The sequence below is a fragment of the Pseudoxanthomonas sp. Root630 genome (assembly GCF_001427585.1).
Taxonomy (GTDB): Bacteria; Pseudomonadota; Gammaproteobacteria; order Xanthomonadales; family Xanthomonadaceae; genus Pseudoxanthomonas_A.
In genome coordinates this window covers 276681-291947 of record NZ_LMGY01000015.1, presented here as the reverse complement: position 1 = coordinate 291947, position 15267 = coordinate 276681, and the positions used below count along the sequence as shown (strand labels likewise).

Here is a 15267-nt window from a genome sequence, read left to right as displayed (position 1 = left end):
CAAGAATGACGATGACGGGTTTTCTCGTTGCGGCCGGCGGGGTGGCGTGCGGCGTTGCACTGCTGGCATTCCTGCGCGCGCGCACGGCTCGGACATGGCCCTCCGCGCCGGCACGTGTCGTGGAAGTGCCGCCGCAGTCGTGGTTCGAGGATTTGGGTCACCGCCAATGGGGCGTCAACACCGACACGGACCATGTGCTTGTCTGGACCGTCGGCGGACTGGAGTACCGCAAGCGCGTAGAAGATCGCGCGGCGGTCCAGGTCGCCGGCTTGAAACTGTGGCGCAGGGCGCCCCTGCTTGAAGAGATCGTCATCCGTTACGACCCGCGGAACCCCGGTACAGGCCTCACGCCCGAAGACATCGGTGCGTGGCGGTGGCTGGTGGCGATATCGGCTGCCTTCTTTGCGGCCGCCGCGTTCGTCCATCTCTTCTGACGTACCGACGCACTCATGCGCAGCGAGTGGCCTCGCCCGGACACTTGCCCCATGATGGCCCTGTCTTCATCGCCCGGGGAGGGGCCATGTCCGAACTGAAGCAACGCTCGACCTTCGTCACCGTCGTGGCATGGATCTTCATCGCGCTGTCGGGCTTCGGCGCGCTGGTCGGGATCCTGCAGAACATCATGCTGCAGACCGTCCTGCGCAGCGAAGAGTTCGGCCAGGCCATGCAAGCGGCGCCGTCGCAACCCGACCTGCCGCCGTTCGTGACCTTCATGTTCGAGAATTTCCAGTGGTTCTTCCTGGTGGCCCTGCTGGCCAACATGGTCATGCTGGTCGTCTCGATCGGCCTGCTGAAGCGTCGCAACTGGGCCCGGCTGTGCTTCATCGGCCTGATGATCCTGAGCATCCTCTGGCAGGTGGCCGGGCTGGCCATCCAGGCCACGATGTTCTCGTTCGTGCACGACCAGTTCGCGGCAGCGCAGGCGCAAGGCGCGCCCGACATGACGCTGTTCTTCGTCGTGATGGCCGTGGTGTGCGTTGTCTTTGCGCTCGCGTTCGGCGCGCTGTTCGGCTGGATCGCATGGAAGCTGGCGTCGAAGCCGATCGCGGCGGAGTTCGGCCGGTAACGTGCAACGCCTGGACCGTCGAAGCCCCTCCTTGGACATCGCGTGAGCATCTACGCGCAGGTGGCGTTGTGCATCGTCGGCATGTCCCTGTACTTCAATGCGGGGAAGATCGAAGCCCGCGGGGGTGGCCCTGACCATGCGGTTCTGTGGGCTGCGCTTTCACTGCTGACGTCGCTGGTCGCGTTCTGGGCCGGTGGCGGGTGGATCGCCTGGGCGCTGGCGCAGGTGGCGTTGCTCTTGGGCATCACGCTGGTTCGCGTGGCCCTCGACGGTCGCGGCGACTAGGCGTCAATGCGCCTGGCCGTCGGACCGCGTACATTCCCTTGTCATGAACCGTATCCATGCAGGCACACCGTGAGATACCCCGGATTCCTGTTGGTCTGCCTGGCGGTCATGTCATCGACCGGGTGCTCGCGTCCGACGCCTTCGCTTCCAGCCCAGCTCGTCGACATCCCGATGGCCGACAAGCCCCTGCTTCCGGAAACCGAAGCCGCTTGCTCCCTGGTTGGCGGATGGTGGGAGCGCCGCGGGCTGCCGCCCGGCGGGCCTTATGTCTGCGATTTCCCCGCACGCGATGCAAGAAAGATCTGCACGGACAATCGGCAATGCGAGGGCCGCTGTCTGGTGGCCGCCGACATCGCCAAGGGCAGTCCTGCCCTCGGTAGCTGTTCGGACTCGATCCGGACGTACGGATGCTTCAAGCAGATCGAAGACGGCGTGGTGCAGCATGTCTGCGTGGACGGCACGTGACGGGCGCCGGGGCCCAGTGCAGCATCCTGGCATCGATCTGACGACGCAGGACGGAATGCCGGGGAACGCCCCGATCATCCATCGATCAGTGCGAACACCCACCGCAGCACTGCCCCGCCTTGTGCCCGCGCGATTCGCTCTCGCCGGCTTCGGCGTGTTCGCCGACGTCCTTGAGGATGGCGATCACGCGGTCGGTGGGCAGCGTGGTCATCACCATCAGGCGGCCGGTGCCGGGCTCGAGGGTGACTTCGGCTTCCGGGTCCCAGGCGCGCAGGGCCTCGGTCATGGCCTGCTGGCGTTGCTCGGTGGGCGGGGCGTGGTCGGACATCGGGATTCCTGTGCGGGTCGGTGCGCGCATGCGCGGGTAGCAGGACTGTAGGGGCTCGCCGCGCGGTCGGCCTTGACCCGGATCAAGGCGGCACCGGCCGCCGGATCGCACCCGGCCTGACCCACGTCAAGGCGGTCGCCGGCCGGCGCGGGCACGCTGGCCGCATGAAGATCGACATCGTTCCCCCGCCCCGTCCCCGCGCCGCGCCGCCATTGCCGGGGCTCTCGCCCGCGTGGCTCGCGCATGCGCCGCACCGGCTGATGTTCTTCGTCGGCGCCGGCAACGTGCTGCTGGCGATGCTGTGGTGGACGTTGTGGCTGGCGGCCACGCGCTGGGGCCTGTGGACGATGCCCGAGACGCCGATCTACGCCGGTTGGCTGCATGCCTTCCTGATGCAGTACCTGGTGTTGCCGAGTTTCATCTTCGGTTTCCTGCTGACCGTGTTCCCGCGCTGGATGGGCATGGCCGACCTGAAGCGCTGGCACTACGTGCCGGTCGGGCTCGGCCTGATGGGCGGGCAGCTGGCGATCCTGCTGGGCGTCGCGGGTTGGCAGGCAGGCCTGACCGTCGGCCTGTGGATGGCGCTGGCCGGTTGGACCGCGGCGCTGCTGACGCTGGGCCGCCTGCTGGCCGACGACACCGCGAAGACCTGGCATGCGCGCTCGTGCTTCGCCGGCTTGCTGCTGGGCTGGCTGGGGCTGGTGATGTTCATCGCCTTCGCGCTGGGCGCGTCGCCGACGTGGGCGTTCGCCAGCATCAAGCTCGGCGGCTTCGGCCTGCTGCTGCCGGTGTACGTGACGGTGGCGCACCGCATGTTCCCGTTCTTCGCCGGCAACGTGGTGCCGGGCTACGTGCCGTGGCGCTCGCTGCCGTGGCTGGGCGCGGTATGGGCGCTGCTGATGGTGCACCTCGGGCTGGAACTGGTGCATGCGTACGCATGGCTGTGGCTGGCCGACGTGCCGCTGCTGGGGCTGACCGCCTGGGCGGTGATCCGCTGGTGGCCGCGCGGTCGCATGCCGGGGCTGCTGGCGGTGCTGTTCATCGGCACCGCATGGTTGCCGATCACCTTCCTGCTGTACGTGGTGCAGAGCGTGACCTTCCTGGCGACGGACGACTTCGTGCTGGGACGCGCGCCGATGCATGCGATGTTCATCGGTTTCTTCGGCAGCCTGCTGGTGGCGATGGTCACGCGGGTGACGCAGGGCCACTCGGGGCGACCGCTGGTGATGCCGAAGGTGGCGTGGTTCGCCTTCGTCGCGATCCAGGCCGTCGCGGTGATGCGCATCGTCGCCGACCTCGCGCCGGATGCGATGGCATGGCAGGCCGCCGCCGCGGTGGGCTGGCTGCTCGCGCTGGCGCCGTGGGTGGGACGGATCGGCGGCATCTACCTGCGTCCGCGTGCGGACGGGCGGCCGGGATGAGCGCCATGATGGCTTTCTACCCCGACATCAAGCTGGTCCACATGGGCGCGGCGATGAGCAGCGGCACGCTGTTCGCGCTGCGTGCGCTCAGCCTGCTCGCCGGCCTGCGCTGGCCGCGCGCCGCGGCCGTGCGCTACCTGAGCTACAGCATCGACACGGTGCTGCTGACCGGCGCGATGATGCTGCTGACGATCCTGCCGGCGGGCATGTTCGCCAACGGCTGGCTGGTGGCGAAGATCGTGTTCCTCGTCGCGTACGTGGCGATCGGCATCGCGGCCTTCCGGCCCGCGCGCGGCCACCGTGCGCGGGCCGTGCTGGTGGTCGCCGCGCTGCTGTGCTTCCTGCAGGTGTACGGCATCGCGCGCGCGCACGACCCGTGGGGCTGGCTGCTGTGGCTGGGGGGCTGACCGGCATGGAGACCGCGTTCGACACCGCGTGGTTGCCCGACGCGTTCGCCCCCTGCGCCTGTTGCGTGCGCGAATCGCTGGATGCCGCGGGCGTGTCGCTCGATTGCACACCGGCGCGCGACGCCGAGGAGCCCGACGCATGGCGCATGCCCTGACCCTGCTGCGCCTGGACCTGCGGGCGCTGGCGGCGCCGGAGCCGATGGAGCGCATCCTCGACTGCCTGCGCACGTTGCGGCGCGGCGAGCGTCTGGTGGCGCTGACGCCGCTGTATCCGGCCCCGCTGCTGCCGATCCTGGACCAATGGGGCTTCGCCTATCGGGTGCGCGATGCCGACGCCGGCAGTGCGTGCATCGCGATCTGCCACGTCGCCGACCGGCACGCGCTGGAGCCTCCGCAGGCCGCATGAGCGGGCTGGCGTTCGCGCAGGCGCCGCCACCGTCGGTGCCGATGCGCTTCCTGGCCACGGCGCTGGCGTGGGGCGCGCTGGCGGGGTGCTGGCTGGCCTGGCACGGCGACGTCGCGCTGCTGTCGCGGTGGACGCCAGCGACGCTCGTGCTGGTGCATCTGTTCGCGCTCGGCCTGCTGGGCAACGCGATGCTGGGCAGCCTGGTGCAGTTCCTTCCCGTCGCCGCCGGCAGTCCGCTCCCCTGCGCGCGCGTCGTGCCGTGCGTGCACGCCACGTTCAACCTCGGCCTGGCCTTGCTGCTGGCGACGCTGGCGACGTCGTCGCACGCCTTGGCCGCGCCGGCGGCCGTGCTGCTCGGTGGATCGCTGGCCCTGTTCGCAGCGCTGGCGCTGGTGGCCGTCGTGCGCGGAAGCGGCGTGCGCGTCGTGCGCGACGGCATCGGCCTGGCCGTGCTCGCGTTGATGGCGACGGCGATGCTGGGGCTGGTGCTGCTGGCGGCCCGCACCGGCTGGCGCATGCCGGCAGCCGCGGGGATGGTGGATGTGCACGCGGCCTTCGGTGTGATCGGCTGGACGATGGGACTGCTCGCGGCCGTGGGCGCGGTGACGCTGCCGATGCTGCAGGGCACGCGCGCGCCGCCGGTCGCGGCCGCGCGCGCCTGGCAAATCGGGGTCCTGCTGACGCTGTGCGTTATCGCGGCGGACACCGCAGGCGCGCTGCCGGTGGAAGCAATGCGTCTTGCGGCGTGGCCGTTCGCGGTGTTCGCGGCAGCGGTGTTCGTCCTGCAGGCACGCGCGCCGCACCGGCGCAACGCGATGTTGCGCGCGTTCTGGCGGGCGGGTTGCGCAGCCTTGCTGCTCGCCGGGGTGCTGTCCGCATGGCCGGGGGCGGCGGTGGTCGTGACCGGCACGCTGGTGCTCGGCGTGGGCCTGCCGCTGCTGGTGGTCGGCATGGCGATGGAGATCACCGGCTTCCTGACCTGGATCGCGTTGCGCCAGCGCGTGCCCCGTGGCGTGCGCGTGCCAGGCGTGGGTACCCTGTTCGACGAAGGCGGGAAGCGGCGCGCGCTTTTCGCGCACGTCATCGCGGGAGGATTGCTGGTGTCGGCGACGCTGGTGCCCGTGCTCGCGCGTATCGCAGGCGGCACGCTGGTGCTCGCCTATGCGATGAGCCTGCACGCGCTCTGGCGCTGCTGGCGGTTGTCCGCGACGTGGCAGGCCCGCGCTTCCGGCTGATCCACCGGAAGCGCGTGCGTACGGCTCAGTAACGCAGGTTGAGCTTCACCCAGGCGGTGCGGCCGGGTTCGTTGATGCGTACCGGATCGGCCGGGTAGCCGAACGCGCTGTTGCCGCCGAGGTTGAGGTGCTCGCTATAGGCGCGGTCGAACAGGTTGTCGATGCCCGCGGTCAGTTGCAGGCGGTCGTTGAAGCGATAGCCGCTGTTGACGGAGAACACCGCGAAGCCCGCGCTCGGCCCGAGGTCGCGGCCGACGATATTGCCCTGGCTTGTGCTGACGCGCTCCTGCGCGGCCGCCACGCGCCACAGTGCGCCCCACGACCACGGCCCGCGTTCATGGCTGACCGAGAAGCGCGCCTCCAGCGGCGGCATCTGCGGCAGCGCCGTGCCGGTGTCGCGCACTTCGCCCCAGGCGTAGGACGCGGCGCCCGAGAGCTTCCAGCCCTGCGCGGGACGCCAGTCGATGCCGGCCTCGCCGCCGCGGATGTTCGCATCCACGTTGTGCGCGCGCGTGCTGCTGCCCATCATCCCGGCCGAATAGTCGAACAGGATGAAGTCCTGCACGCGTCCGGCGTACAGCGACGCCCACGCATCCACCTTCGCGCCCTTGAACTGCAGGCCGATATCCAGCTGCGTGGTGCGCTCCGGCTGCACACCGGCGAAGGCGTTCGTCGCTCCTACCGGACCATAAGTCGGAGAGAACAGCTCCCAGTAGTCGGGCATGCGCTGCGTGTGGCCCAGACCGGCGTAGGCGCCCCAACGACCGCCCAGGTCGTACTCGTAGCGCACGAACGCGCTGGGCAGCGATTCCTTGCGCGTCATGCCGGCGGTGGGGTTCGGCATCGGCATCATGCCGCCGGTGGTGGCGCGCAGGTCCTGCGCTTCGGCGCGATCGAGGCGCACGCCGCTCATCAGGTGATGGGTGTCGGTGATGTGCCAGTGCGATTCGGCGAAGGCGCCCCAGCTCTGGAACTTCGCGTCCACCCGCCACGGCACGGCGAGGTAGGCGCCGCGACCGCTGGCGCTGCGCTGGCTGTGCCGGCTGTCGCGCAGGTCCAGGCCCGTGGTCACTTCCCAGCGGCCGGCTTGCCAGGTGGTGGCGACGCGGCCGCCGCGCGTGCGGTGCGCCACGTTGCTGGCCATCGGCATCGGCATGCTGCTGGTGGGGTCGGGATCGCGCAGGCTGTAGTTGTCCATCACGTGGTCCACGTCGTTCTGGTAGACGTTGGCGACCACGGCATCCAGCACGCCGCCGATGTGCTTCTTCTCGAAGCGCAGCCCCAGGCTGTCGCGGCGGAACTGCGCGCCGTCCATGCCGCGGCCGGCGTAACGCGCCTGCGCATCGCCGATGCCGGCGCTGAGCTCGAGCACGGTGTTTTCGTCGGGCGTCCAGCCGAGTGCCGCGTCGGCGTTCCACTTCTTCCACGCGGACGGCACGAGGTCGCCGTTGCCGTCTTCGTAGTCGTCGGCCTCGGAGCGGTTGGCGGAGAGTCGCGCATAGCCGCGCGGCGTGCCGGCGCTGATGTCGAGCACCTGGTCGTTGCGGCCGTGGCTGCCGGCCAGCACGCTGCCGGAAGCCTGCACGCCGGGTTCGGCGAAGTAGGGAATCTCGCGTTCGAAGCGCACCGTGCCCGCCGACGCACCGCCGCCCCAGAGCACCGTCTGCGGCCCCTTGATGACGACCAGCCGGTCGTAGGTTTCCGGGGCGATGTAGGAAAGCGCGTTGTCCATGCGCGCCGGGCATGCGCCGCTCATCGCGCCGTCGTTCGTCATCAGGTTGATGCGCGAGCCGAACATGCCGCGCAGCACCGGATCGCCATTGGTGCCGCCGCTGCGCAGCGTGGAGAAACCGGGAATGGTCTTCAGGTAATCGGCGCCGTCGCTCGCCGGTACCGGCTGCCGCGGCAGCTTGGGATCGGTGATGACGGTGGTGGCCATCGCAGGCGCCACGCCGACCACGACGACATCGTCCAGCGTGGTCACCGGAAGCGCGTCGGCATGCGCGCCGGCGTGGGCGTCCTGCGCGCGGGCAGGGGTGTGGGCGAGCGCGCCGATCAGGGCGACGGCCAGCAGATTGCGGTTCATGGCGCAGTGCTCCTCGTGGAATGCATGCATTGTCACGACGCACCCTGGAGTGCAGATGCGACACGGTGTCGCAGGCGGTCGCGCGCTTGACTTTGGTCAAGCACACGCGCGAATCCGCGCGATCGGCATGCGCCGATTGATCCAGATCAACGTCGCGGCGCGGATGCGTTTCCACCATGGCCACACACCCACCAACGACCGATCAAGGAAAGCGCCATGAAACGCCTGCATACCTCCCTGCTTGCCTGCGCCCTCGCCGCATTGCTCGCCGGCCCCGCTCTCGCGGCCGGCCCGGGCGGCAAGATCACGCCCGCCGGCGAAACGATCCACGCCGTGCTGACGGCGCCGCCGATGGTGCCGCCCCCGCTGACGCGCAAGACGCCGGCCCACGTCGTCGTCGATCTCGAGATGATCGAGAAGGACATGCGCATGGCCGACGGCGTGACCTACAACTTCTGGACGTTCGGCGGCACCGTGCCGGGCAGCTTCATCCGCGTGCGCAAGGGCGACACGGTGGAATTCAAGTTGAAGAACCGCCACGACTCGCACATGTCGCACAACATCGACCTGCACGCCGTCACCGGCCAGGGCGGCGGCGCGGAAGCCACGTTCACCCTGCCGGGCAAGGAAACGCAGTTCTCGTTCAAGGCGCTCAACCCCGGCCTGTACATCTACCACTGCGCGATGGCGCCGGTGGGCATGCACATCGCCAACGGCATGTACGGGTTGATCCTGGTGGAGCCGGAAGAAGGCCTGCCGCCGGTGGACAAGGAGTTCTACGTGGTGCAGGGCGACTTCTACACCGAAGGCGCGTACGGCGAACCGGGCCTGCAGCCCTTCAGCCTGGAGAAGGCGATCGACGAGCACCCGACCTACGTGGTGTTCAACGGCTCGGTGGATGCGCTGCAGGGCGACAACGCACTGAAGGCCAAGGCCGGCGAGACGATCCGCATGTTCGTCGGCAACGGCGGCCCGAACCTGGTTTCCAGCTTCCACGTGATCGGCGAGATCTTCGACAAGGTCTGGACCGAGGGCGGCAGCAAGTACCAGGAGAACGTGCAGACCACGCTGATCCCGGCGGGCGGCTCGGCGATGGTCGAGTTCAAGGCGGACGTGCCGGGCAACTTCGTGCTGGTGGACCACAGCATCTTCCGCACGTTCCACAAGGGCTCGCTGGGCATCCTGAAGGTGGAGGGCGACAAGAACCCCGACATCTACACGGGCCAGCAGCACGACATCGAGTACCCCGAAGCCAAGCCGGCCGGCGGCAAGTGAGGAACGGATGAAACGGACGCTGCCCCCGACCACCGCGCTGCTCGCGCTCGCCCTGGCGTCGGCCTTCGCCGTCGCGGGCGATGCCGACGACGGTTACCGGCGGATCGAGGGCGGCGACTTCCGTTCTTCCGTGCGCTACGAAGAAACCACCCGCATCGTGCGGGTGGCCTCGTTCTCGCTGATGGCGCGGCCGGTGAGCAACCGCGCGTTCGCCGCGTTCGTCGCCCGCCAGCCGCAATGGCGGCGCGACCGCATTCCCGCGGTGTTCGCCAGCCCGGGCTATCTGGGCCACTGGGCCACGGCGGAGACGCCCGGCCCGGCGCTCGACCCCGAGGCGCCGGTGGTGCACGTCAACTGGTATGCCGCCGACGCCTACTGCCGCGCGCAGCAGGCGCGGCTGCCGCGCTTCGTCGAATGGGAATACGCCGCGGCGGCCGATGCCACGCGCCGCGACGCGCGCGGCGATGCCGCGTGGCGGATGCGCCAGGTCAACGACGGCACGCCGCATGCGATCGACGCCGCGCCCGGCGCACCGGCGAACGTCTACGGCATCCACGGCCTGCATGGCGCGTACTGGGAGTGGAGCGAGGACTATGCCTCGCTGCTGGGCGACGGCGACCGCCGCGGCCAGCAGGACGGCGACGCGCTGCGCTACTGCGGTGCCACCGCCATGAGTTTCAACGATCCCGGCGACTACGGCGTGGTCAAGCGCTTCGTGCTGCTGTCCGCCCTGCCACCCGACGCCACGCTGGGCAACCTCGGTTTCCGCTGTGCAAGGAGCACGCCATGAAGACCGCTTCCCTGTTCCTCTCCGCCCTGCTGGCGTTCGCGGCCCCGCTGCACGCGCAGTCGCTGCCCGGCGATTCGGTCTACCACCTGCAGGCCACCACGCAGGACGCCAACGGCGCGCCCGTGGGCTGGGCGTCGCTGCGCGGGCAGCCGCGCCTGGTATCGATGTTCTACACGCACTGCCACCTGATGTGCCCGCTGATCATCGAGAACGCCAAGAGCGTGCAGAAGCAGCTGTCGCCGCAGGAGCGGGCGAAGCTCGGCGTGGTCATGCTCAGCCTGGACCCGGCCCGCGACACCCCGGACGCGATGCGGGAGGTCGCCCTTCGCCACCGCGTGCCCGGGGGCTGGCAGTTCCTCACCCCGGCCGACAACGACGTGCGCGCCATCGCCAGCGTGCTGGACGTGCGCTACCGGTTCCGCGACGACGGCAGCATCAACCACACCAGCGTGCTGGTGCTGCTCGACGCCGAGGGGCGGGTGCGCGCCCGCAGCGAGGTGACGGCCGCCGCCGCCGACCCCGCCTTCCTGATCCAGATCAAGGCGCTGCTCGCCGGGCCGTGATGACATGGCACCCACACCCCTCCCGATTCCGCCTATCCCTCCAAGGAGCCACACCATGAAACTCTCCCGCACCTTCGCCACCATCGCCCTGCTCAGCGCCGCCGGCATGGCGCAGGCGGCCGGCAACTGCACCGTCAGCCTCAAGGGCGACGATGCGATGAAGTTCGACCTGAAAGAGGCCACCGTCTCCGCCAGCTGCCCCACCATCACCATCGAGCTGACCCATAGCGGCAAGCTGCCGGTGACCGCGATGGGCCACAACGTGGTCGTCTCCAAGACCGCCGACCTGGCCGGCGTCGCCCGCGACGGCATGAAGGCCGGCGCAGCCGGCGCCTACGTACAGGCGAGCGATGCGCGCGTGATCGCGCACACCTCGCTGGTCGGCGGCGGCCAGAAGACCAAGATCACCTTCCCCGGCAAGAAGCTCACCGCCGGCGGCGACTACAGCTTCTTCTGCAGCTTCCCCGGCCACTCCACCCTGATGAAGGGCAAGCTGGTCGTCACCAAGTAAGCCGACCCGATGCGCCGCCCCAGGGCGGCGCATCCGCTTCAGGAGCCTTGCGATGGAATACGTCATCTGCGTGGGCGAGCGACCGGTCGATCTCGCCATCCTGGCGCACCACCTGCTGGACCTCGACCCCGCCATGCTGGTCGATCGCGACGTGACCACCGGCCATCTGCGCTGCTCGACCAGCGCACTCGCCGTGGAGCTGTTGCTGGCGTTCTCGCACGCCGGCTACCGGCTCGTTCCCGACGACATCGTGCGCCTGCCCTCGGTGTGTTGCGGGGGCTGCAGCGGATGATGCCGGCCGGCCGCATCGCAGCGATGACCGGCTTCCGTCAGAACCCGCGCGAAAGTCCGATGAACACCGACGCGGTGCCATCGGTATCCGGTTCGAGCAACGGACTGTCGCTGAGCTCGTCGGGCAGACGGCTGTAGCGGGCGAAGCCCATCACCGACCACGTCTCGCCGATCGGGCGGAAGTACTGCACGCCGACGTGCGGGATGGTGACCGATCCGGGTTTGTAGTCCACCACGCCGCGCGCGACTTCCTCGTCGAGGGTGCCGTAGTAGTAGTTCGCCATGTCCTTGGACTGCCAGGTGATGCCGATGTTCGGGGTCAGCTGGCCGCGCCCGATCTCGATCGGATAGCCGTACTGCAGCGAGGCTTCCTGGCCTTCGCTGGTGCCGGTGGCGTCGGCGAGCAGTTCGACCTCCAGCTCGCCGCCCCGGCCCTTCCACGTCATGCCCATGCCCAGGTCGAAGCCCATGTCGCGGTCTTCGAGCAGGCGGTAGTCGATGCCGTTGCGTGCCAGCTCCACGCGGCCGAGATCGTCGACCTTGAAGCCGTCGAAGCGGAACTTGCCGAGCGCGCTCAGCTCGAATGCATCGGTGTCGATGAAGCGCCAGCCGGCGGTGATCCCGCGGAAGTAGAAGCGCTCGCCCTCGTACGAGACCAGCGGGATGGGCTGCACGTCGGTGCCCTCGCCCGCATAGGGACTGTCCTTGATCATCGCACCCAGGCCCACGCTCCAGCGTGGCGGGCCGCCTTCCGGCGGGCCATCGCCGTCTTCCTGCGCGAACGCCGTCAGGGACAGACTGGACAACAACATGGACAACAGGACCTTCTTCATGGAATGCGCGACCTCGTCGGGGGTGGGATGACGCGTTCGCGACGCGGTCAGCGCATGCGGAGATGCGTGGCGGCGAACGGCCACGGCAGGATGGAGAGGCGATGTCGCCGCAATGTCGTGCGCGACGGCGGCGCGCTGAATGCAGGCTGTCGGCGGGGCTACAGCGGGATGACGCTGGCCGACACGTCCAGGTGCGCACGCGTGCCGGCGGTGCCGCCGGTGTCGATGTCGAGCTTCCAGCCGAAGCGATCGCAGATGCGCCCGATCAGGAACAGGCCCAGGCCCTGCCCGCGCGGTGGCGTGGCGTGGCGCAGGCTGTCGCGGTAGCGACGTGCGGCTTCCACGGGGTTGAAGCCGCTGCCCGCGTCGATGACGGAGATCACGCCGTCCGCCAGGGCGACGTCGATGTCGCCGGCCTCGGTGTGCTCGATGGCGTTGCGGACCAGGTTGCTGACGGCGATGCGCACCATCGCTTCCGGTGCGGCCAGATAGGTCGGCGGCAGCGTGCCGATGCGCAACCGCGTGCGCCGGCCCTGCAGCAGATGCTCGTGATCCTGCACGACGCCGGGCAGGCATTCGTGCAGTGCGGTGACGTCGGCCGGCGCTTCGCCGGCCTCGGGTTCGCGCGCCAGGTAGAGCAGCGCGACCATGGTTTCGGACAACCCTTCGACCGCATGTTCGATGCGGGCCAACGCCGGGCGCGAAGAATCCGGCAACGGCATCTGCTGCAGCACGTCCACCGCACCGGCGATGACGGCGATGGGGGTGCGGAACTCGTGGCTGGCCTGGTCGAGCAGGCTGCGCTCGCGTTCGATGAACTGGCCGACGCGCTCCAGGTGCACGTTGCTGGCCTGCGCGATCATCTGGATCTCTTCGCGCTGGTACGTCGTCGGCAGGCGCGCGCTGCTGTCGCGCGGATCGATGGCCTGCATGCGGTCGGCCAGGTCGCGCACGGGGCGCACCAGGTTCGTGTGCAGCCACGCGATCACCGCGCCGATCATCAGCACGAACGACAGCGCCCACACCACGCTCCACAGCGAGGTGCGGTTCTGCTGGTCCTCGATTTCGCCGATGTCCAGCATGGTCACCAGCCGCCCGGGGGGCAGATCGACGACCGCGGCGTGGAAACTGCCGTGGCCATCGAAACTGTCGAGGGCGGTGAAATTGCGGAACCCGTTTTCCGTGGAGTAGTAGCCGGGCGGCAGGTCCGCCAGGTACGACGGCGCGGAGGTGGTGCGCGGGTCCGGCGCGATGTACCACGACCGCACCAGTCCGGTCTGCGGTAGCGTGTCCGCTTCGCCCGCGCGCACGCGCGCCGCGTGGTCGGCCGATACCGAGCGCAGCAGATCGGCCCAGTACCGGTGTTCGATCAGGCCCTGGCTGCTGAAGTTCTGGAACGTCAGCGAGGCCATCATGATCAGCCCGAACACGACCAGCGCCACGGTGATGCCCCCGTGTACGCCGCGCGGCTTGGCGATCAGGGCGAGCAGCCTATTCAAGCGCGTACAGCCGGTAGCCCGTGCCGGGCACGGTATGCAGCAGCGTCGTCTCCGGCGACTGTTCGAGCGCACGGCGCAGCACGTACATATGGGAGCGCAACAGGTCGGTCCCGGGCGCGCCTTCGCCCCACGCGGCACGCTCGAGCTTCGCCCGCGTGACCACCTGCGGACTCTCGCGCATCAGCAGCTCGAGCAGGCGGCGGCCGGTGCGCGTCAGCACGATGCGGCGCGTGCCGCGATGGATCTCCATCGTGCCCATGTGGAAGCTCAGGTCGCCCACCGTCAGGACATCGTCCGGCGCGGCCGATTGGCGCAGGCGCGCGACCAGCGAACGCAGGCGCACTTCGATCTCCGGCAGCGCCACCGGCTTGACCAGGTAGTCGTCCAGGCCGGCTTCGAAGCCATCGATCTTGTCGGCCAGCTGGTCGCGCGCGGTCAGCATGATCACCGGCACCTTCTTCTTCGCCTCGCCGCGCAGGCGGCGCAGCACGGTCAGGCCGTCGAGGCGCGGCAGGTTCCAATCCAGCACGATGGCGTCGTAGTCCTTCGACGAGGCCAGATGCAGGCCCGATAGCCCATCCGGCGCGGCATCGAGCGTGTGTCCGCAGCCTTCCAGGTAGTCGTAGAGATTCGCCGCGAGTTGCGCGTTGTCCTCGATGATCAGGATCGACAGGGAGTCCCTGCTCATGGCTCGTGCGCCTCGGGATGCGCGGGCGGGCGGAAATAAGGGGCGGAAGATCGCACGGGATTCAGTACAGCGCCGCGATGCCCGCGCGCTCGATCCACTGTAGCACGGCATATACGGGCAGCAAGGCGAGCAGCAGGAGCACCGTGTTGACCGAGTATTTCAGCAGCACGTAGACGCCGCGACGCTGCGATTTCAACGCGAGCGCGTGCGCGCGCCACGGCGCGACGGCGGCGAACACGCGGGTCAGCGGGCCACGGGGATCCTCGTCGGTGTTCGGGACCGCCAGCGCCCGCGCGAGTTGCGCGTAGGCACGGTTGAACGCATGCCCGGCCTCGTTCATCGGCCGCTCGACATCGCACATCAGGATCAGTCGCGGCTGGCCGGTGTCGTTGCGGGCGTAGTGCGGATAGGTTTCGTCGAAGACGAAGTCCTGCCCGTCGCGCCACGACAGGGCCTGGCCGTCGACGTCGATGAAGCAGGCATCGTCGTTCGGCGTGGCCAGGCCCAGGTGGTAGCGGAACGAACAGGCCAGCGGGTCCGAATGCAGGCTGAGTTCCGCGCCCGGCGGCAGCACCGAGAACATCGCCGCGCGGATGCCCGGCACCTGCGCCAGCAGCCACAGCGTCTCCGGGCACAGGCGTTGCGCAGACCGGTGCGGCGCGCCGTACCAGCTGAGGTAGAACTTCCTCCAGCCGCGCTTGTAGAACGTGCGGAAGCCGAGGTCGTGGTAACCCGGCGAATCCGGCCGGCTGGTCGCTTCCAGGTGTCCCGCGCGATGGAGCGCCAGGGCCTCGTCGCGGATGCGAGGCCAGTGCGCGCGCAGGATCGAGATGCCGTCGAGATACGCACTGTCGATCACCGGCCGTCGTGCGAACCGGGACGTGGCCATGTACAGCACGCAGTTGAACGGCGCGAACACCGGCCAGCTCTTGCGCAGGTATTCGCCGAAACCGGCATAGCGACGCCGGCCGCGCCAGCGGTACACATAGCCGATGCTGGCCGTCGCGTACAGGGCGAGCAGGCCGAGTGCGAACGTGCTGAAGCTCATGGGAGATACCCCGGATAAAAAAGCGCGGACGATGGGCCTTGCCATCCCATCGCCGCGCAAGGAAGAGAGG

20 protein-coding genes are annotated in these 15267 nt (G+C 69.2%); 14 read left to right on the top strand and 6 right to left on the bottom strand.

Annotated elements, in window-relative coordinates:
* Positions 1-5 precede the first annotated feature (5 nt).
* The 4 genes from ASD72_RS11560 to ASD72_RS11545 all read left to right on the top strand — a co-directional run bounded on the left by ASD72_RS11560 (position 6) and on the right by ASD72_RS11545 (position 1816).
* A complete protein-coding gene (locus ASD72_RS11560) occupies positions 6-434 on the top strand; it encodes a DUF3592 domain-containing protein (RefSeq protein WP_155944616.1) in 429 nt (142 codons plus the stop codon).
* Between the two features lie 86 nt (positions 435-520).
* Positions 521-1066, top strand: a complete 546-nt coding sequence (locus ASD72_RS11555; protein WP_056880093.1) for a hypothetical protein — start codon at positions 521-523, stop codon at positions 1064-1066.
* 42 nt (positions 1067-1108) lie between these two features.
* Positions 1109-1351, top strand: coding sequence for a hypothetical protein (locus ASD72_RS11550; protein ID WP_056880092.1), 243 nt, complete (start codon positions 1109-1111; stop codon positions 1349-1351).
* Positions 1352-1522: 171 nt separating this feature from the next.
* Positions 1523-1816 carry a hypothetical protein gene (locus ASD72_RS11545; RefSeq protein ID WP_056880091.1) on the top strand — a complete coding sequence of 98 codons (294 nt, stop codon included), beginning with the start codon at positions 1523-1525 and terminating at the stop codon, positions 1814-1816.
* Positions 1817-1901: 85 nt separating this feature from the next.
* Here ASD72_RS11545 and ASD72_RS11540 read toward each other — a convergent pair whose 3' ends face one another.
* Entirely contained in the window at positions 1902-2144 is a 243-nt protein-coding gene (locus tag ASD72_RS11540; RefSeq protein WP_056880090.1) for a hypothetical protein, read from the bottom strand.
* Positions 2145-2308: 164 nt separating this feature from the next.
* Between ASD72_RS11540 and ASD72_RS11535 the strand changes: the two genes are divergently transcribed.
* Genes ASD72_RS11535 through ASD72_RS11520 form a run of 5 tightly spaced genes read left to right on the top strand, consistent with a single transcriptional unit; the run spans position 2309 to position 5613 of the window.
* Entirely contained in the window at positions 2309-3565 is a 1257-nt protein-coding gene (locus tag ASD72_RS11535) for an NnrS family protein (RefSeq protein WP_056880089.1), read from the top strand.
* 5 nt (positions 3566-3570) lie between these two features.
* On the top strand, positions 3571-3972 hold the full coding sequence (locus tag ASD72_RS11530) for a SirB2 family protein (protein WP_056880088.1): 402 nt from the start codon (positions 3571-3573) through the stop codon (positions 3970-3972).
* Between the two features lie 5 nt (positions 3973-3977).
* Positions 3978-4127 (top strand): hypothetical protein, encoded by a 150-nt coding sequence (locus tag ASD72_RS20970; RefSeq protein WP_155944615.1) that lies wholly within the window; start codon positions 3978-3980, stop codon positions 4125-4127.
* Positions 4112-4378 (top strand): DUF2249 domain-containing protein, encoded by a 267-nt coding sequence (locus tag ASD72_RS11525; RefSeq protein WP_056880087.1) that lies wholly within the window; start codon positions 4112-4114, stop codon positions 4376-4378. The genes ASD72_RS20970 and ASD72_RS11525 overlap by 16 nt, the downstream gene beginning before the upstream one ends.
* On the top strand, positions 4375-5613 hold the full coding sequence (locus ASD72_RS11520; protein ID WP_056880086.1) for a hypothetical protein: 1239 nt from the start codon (positions 4375-4377) through the stop codon (positions 5611-5613). The genes ASD72_RS11525 and ASD72_RS11520 overlap by 4 nt, the downstream gene beginning before the upstream one ends.
* Positions 5614-5638: 25 nt before the next feature.
* Here ASD72_RS11520 and ASD72_RS11515 read toward each other — a convergent pair whose 3' ends face one another.
* Positions 5639-7699, bottom strand: a complete 2061-nt coding sequence (locus ASD72_RS11515) for a TonB-dependent copper receptor (RefSeq protein WP_056880085.1) — start codon at positions 7697-7699, stop codon at positions 5639-5641.
* 216 nt (positions 7700-7915) lie between these two features.
* Here ASD72_RS11515 and nirK point away from each other — a divergent pair, with 216 nt between their 5' ends.
* From nirK to ASD72_RS11490, 5 genes are read left to right on the top strand one after another with little or no spacing between them, the layout of a single operon-like run.
* Positions 7916-8974, top strand: coding sequence for a copper-containing nitrite reductase (gene nirK / locus ASD72_RS11510; protein WP_056880084.1), 1059 nt, complete (start codon positions 7916-7918; stop codon positions 8972-8974).
* A 7-nt stretch (positions 8975-8981) separates the two neighbouring features.
* Positions 8982-9764 (top strand): formylglycine-generating enzyme family protein, encoded by a 783-nt coding sequence (locus ASD72_RS11505; RefSeq protein WP_056880083.1) that lies wholly within the window; start codon positions 8982-8984, stop codon positions 9762-9764.
* Positions 9761-10327: an SCO family protein gene (locus tag ASD72_RS11500; RefSeq protein WP_056880082.1), complete on the top strand. Its 567-nt coding sequence runs from the start codon at positions 9761-9763 to the stop codon at positions 10325-10327. Before ASD72_RS11505 ends, ASD72_RS11500 begins: the two co-directional genes overlap by 4 nt.
* Positions 10328-10382: 55 nt before the next feature.
* Positions 10383-10838, top strand: coding sequence for an azurin (gene azu / locus ASD72_RS11495; protein WP_056880081.1), 456 nt, complete (start codon positions 10383-10385; stop codon positions 10836-10838).
* A 52-nt stretch (positions 10839-10890) separates the two neighbouring features.
* Positions 10891-11130, top strand: coding sequence for a hypothetical protein (locus ASD72_RS11490; protein WP_056880080.1), 240 nt, complete (start codon positions 10891-10893; stop codon positions 11128-11130).
* Positions 11131-11167: 37 nt separating this feature from the next.
* On the opposite strand, the gene ASD72_RS11485 is transcribed toward ASD72_RS11490, so the two are convergent.
* The 4 genes from ASD72_RS11485 to ASD72_RS11470 form a co-directional block, all read right to left on the bottom strand.
* Positions 11168-11962 (bottom strand): MipA/OmpV family protein, encoded by a 795-nt coding sequence (locus ASD72_RS11485; protein ID WP_081420297.1) that lies wholly within the window; start codon positions 11960-11962, stop codon positions 11168-11170.
* 158 nt (positions 11963-12120) lie between these two features.
* Complete coding sequence (locus tag ASD72_RS11480) at positions 12121-13461, bottom strand: HAMP domain-containing sensor histidine kinase (RefSeq protein ID WP_056880079.1); 1341 nt, start codon at positions 13459-13461, stop codon at positions 12121-12123.
* Positions 13454-14134, bottom strand: coding sequence for a response regulator transcription factor (locus ASD72_RS11475; protein ID WP_200948885.1), 681 nt, complete (start codon positions 14132-14134; stop codon positions 13454-13456). Before ASD72_RS11475 ends, ASD72_RS11480 begins: the two co-directional genes overlap by 8 nt.
* Before the next feature lie 76 nt (positions 14135-14210).
* Positions 14211-15197, bottom strand: coding sequence for an aspartyl/asparaginyl beta-hydroxylase domain-containing protein (locus tag ASD72_RS11470; RefSeq protein ID WP_056880077.1), 987 nt, complete (start codon positions 15195-15197; stop codon positions 14211-14213).
* Positions 15198-15267 lie beyond the last annotated feature (70 nt).

Bases quoted from the DNA above. Each gene is read 5' to 3' on its own strand.
- ASD72_RS11560 (WP_155944616.1), top strand. From the start codon at position 6: ATGACGATGACGGGTTTTCTCGTTGCGGCCGGCGGGGTGGCGTGCGGC.
- ASD72_RS11555 (WP_056880093.1), top strand. From the start codon at position 521: ATGTCCGAACTGAAGCAACGCTCGACCTTCGTCACCGTCGTGGCATGG.
- ASD72_RS11545 (WP_056880091.1), top strand. From the start codon at position 1,523: ATGGCCGACAAGCCCCTGCTTCCGGAAACCGAAGCCGCTTGCTCCCTG.
- ASD72_RS11540 (WP_056880090.1), bottom strand. From the start codon at position 2,144: ATGTCCGACCACGCCCCGCCCACCGAGCAACGCCAGCAGGCCATGACC.
- ASD72_RS11535 (WP_056880089.1), top strand. From the start codon at position 2,309: ATGAAGATCGACATCGTTCCCCCGCCCCGTCCCCGCGCCGCGCCGCCA.
- ASD72_RS11530 (WP_056880088.1), top strand. From the start codon at position 3,571: ATGATGGCTTTCTACCCCGACATCAAGCTGGTCCACATGGGCGCGGCG.
- ASD72_RS20970 (WP_155944615.1), top strand. From the start codon at position 3,978: ATGGAGACCGCGTTCGACACCGCGTGGTTGCCCGACGCGTTCGCCCCC.
- ASD72_RS11525 (WP_056880087.1), top strand. From the start codon at position 4,112: ATGGCGCATGCCCTGACCCTGCTGCGCCTGGACCTGCGGGCGCTGGCG.
- ASD72_RS11520 (WP_056880086.1), top strand. From the start codon at position 4,375: ATGAGCGGGCTGGCGTTCGCGCAGGCGCCGCCACCGTCGGTGCCGATG.
- ASD72_RS11515 (WP_056880085.1), bottom strand. From the start codon at position 7,699: ATGAACCGCAATCTGCTGGCCGTCGCCCTGATCGGCGCGCTCGCCCAC.
- nirK (WP_056880084.1), top strand. From the start codon at position 7,916: ATGAAACGCCTGCATACCTCCCTGCTTGCCTGCGCCCTCGCCGCATTG.
- ASD72_RS11505 (WP_056880083.1), top strand. From the start codon at position 8,982: ATGAAACGGACGCTGCCCCCGACCACCGCGCTGCTCGCGCTCGCCCTG.
- ASD72_RS11500 (WP_056880082.1), top strand. From the start codon at position 9,761: ATGAAGACCGCTTCCCTGTTCCTCTCCGCCCTGCTGGCGTTCGCGGCC.
- azu (WP_056880081.1), top strand. From the start codon at position 10,383: ATGAAACTCTCCCGCACCTTCGCCACCATCGCCCTGCTCAGCGCCGCC.
- ASD72_RS11490 (WP_056880080.1), top strand. From the start codon at position 10,891: ATGGAATACGTCATCTGCGTGGGCGAGCGACCGGTCGATCTCGCCATC.
- ASD72_RS11485 (WP_081420297.1), bottom strand. From the start codon at position 11,962: ATGAAGAAGGTCCTGTTGTCCATGTTGTTGTCCAGTCTGTCCCTGACG.
- ASD72_RS11470 (WP_056880077.1), bottom strand. From the start codon at position 15,197: ATGAGCTTCAGCACGTTCGCACTCGGCCTGCTCGCCCTGTACGCGACG.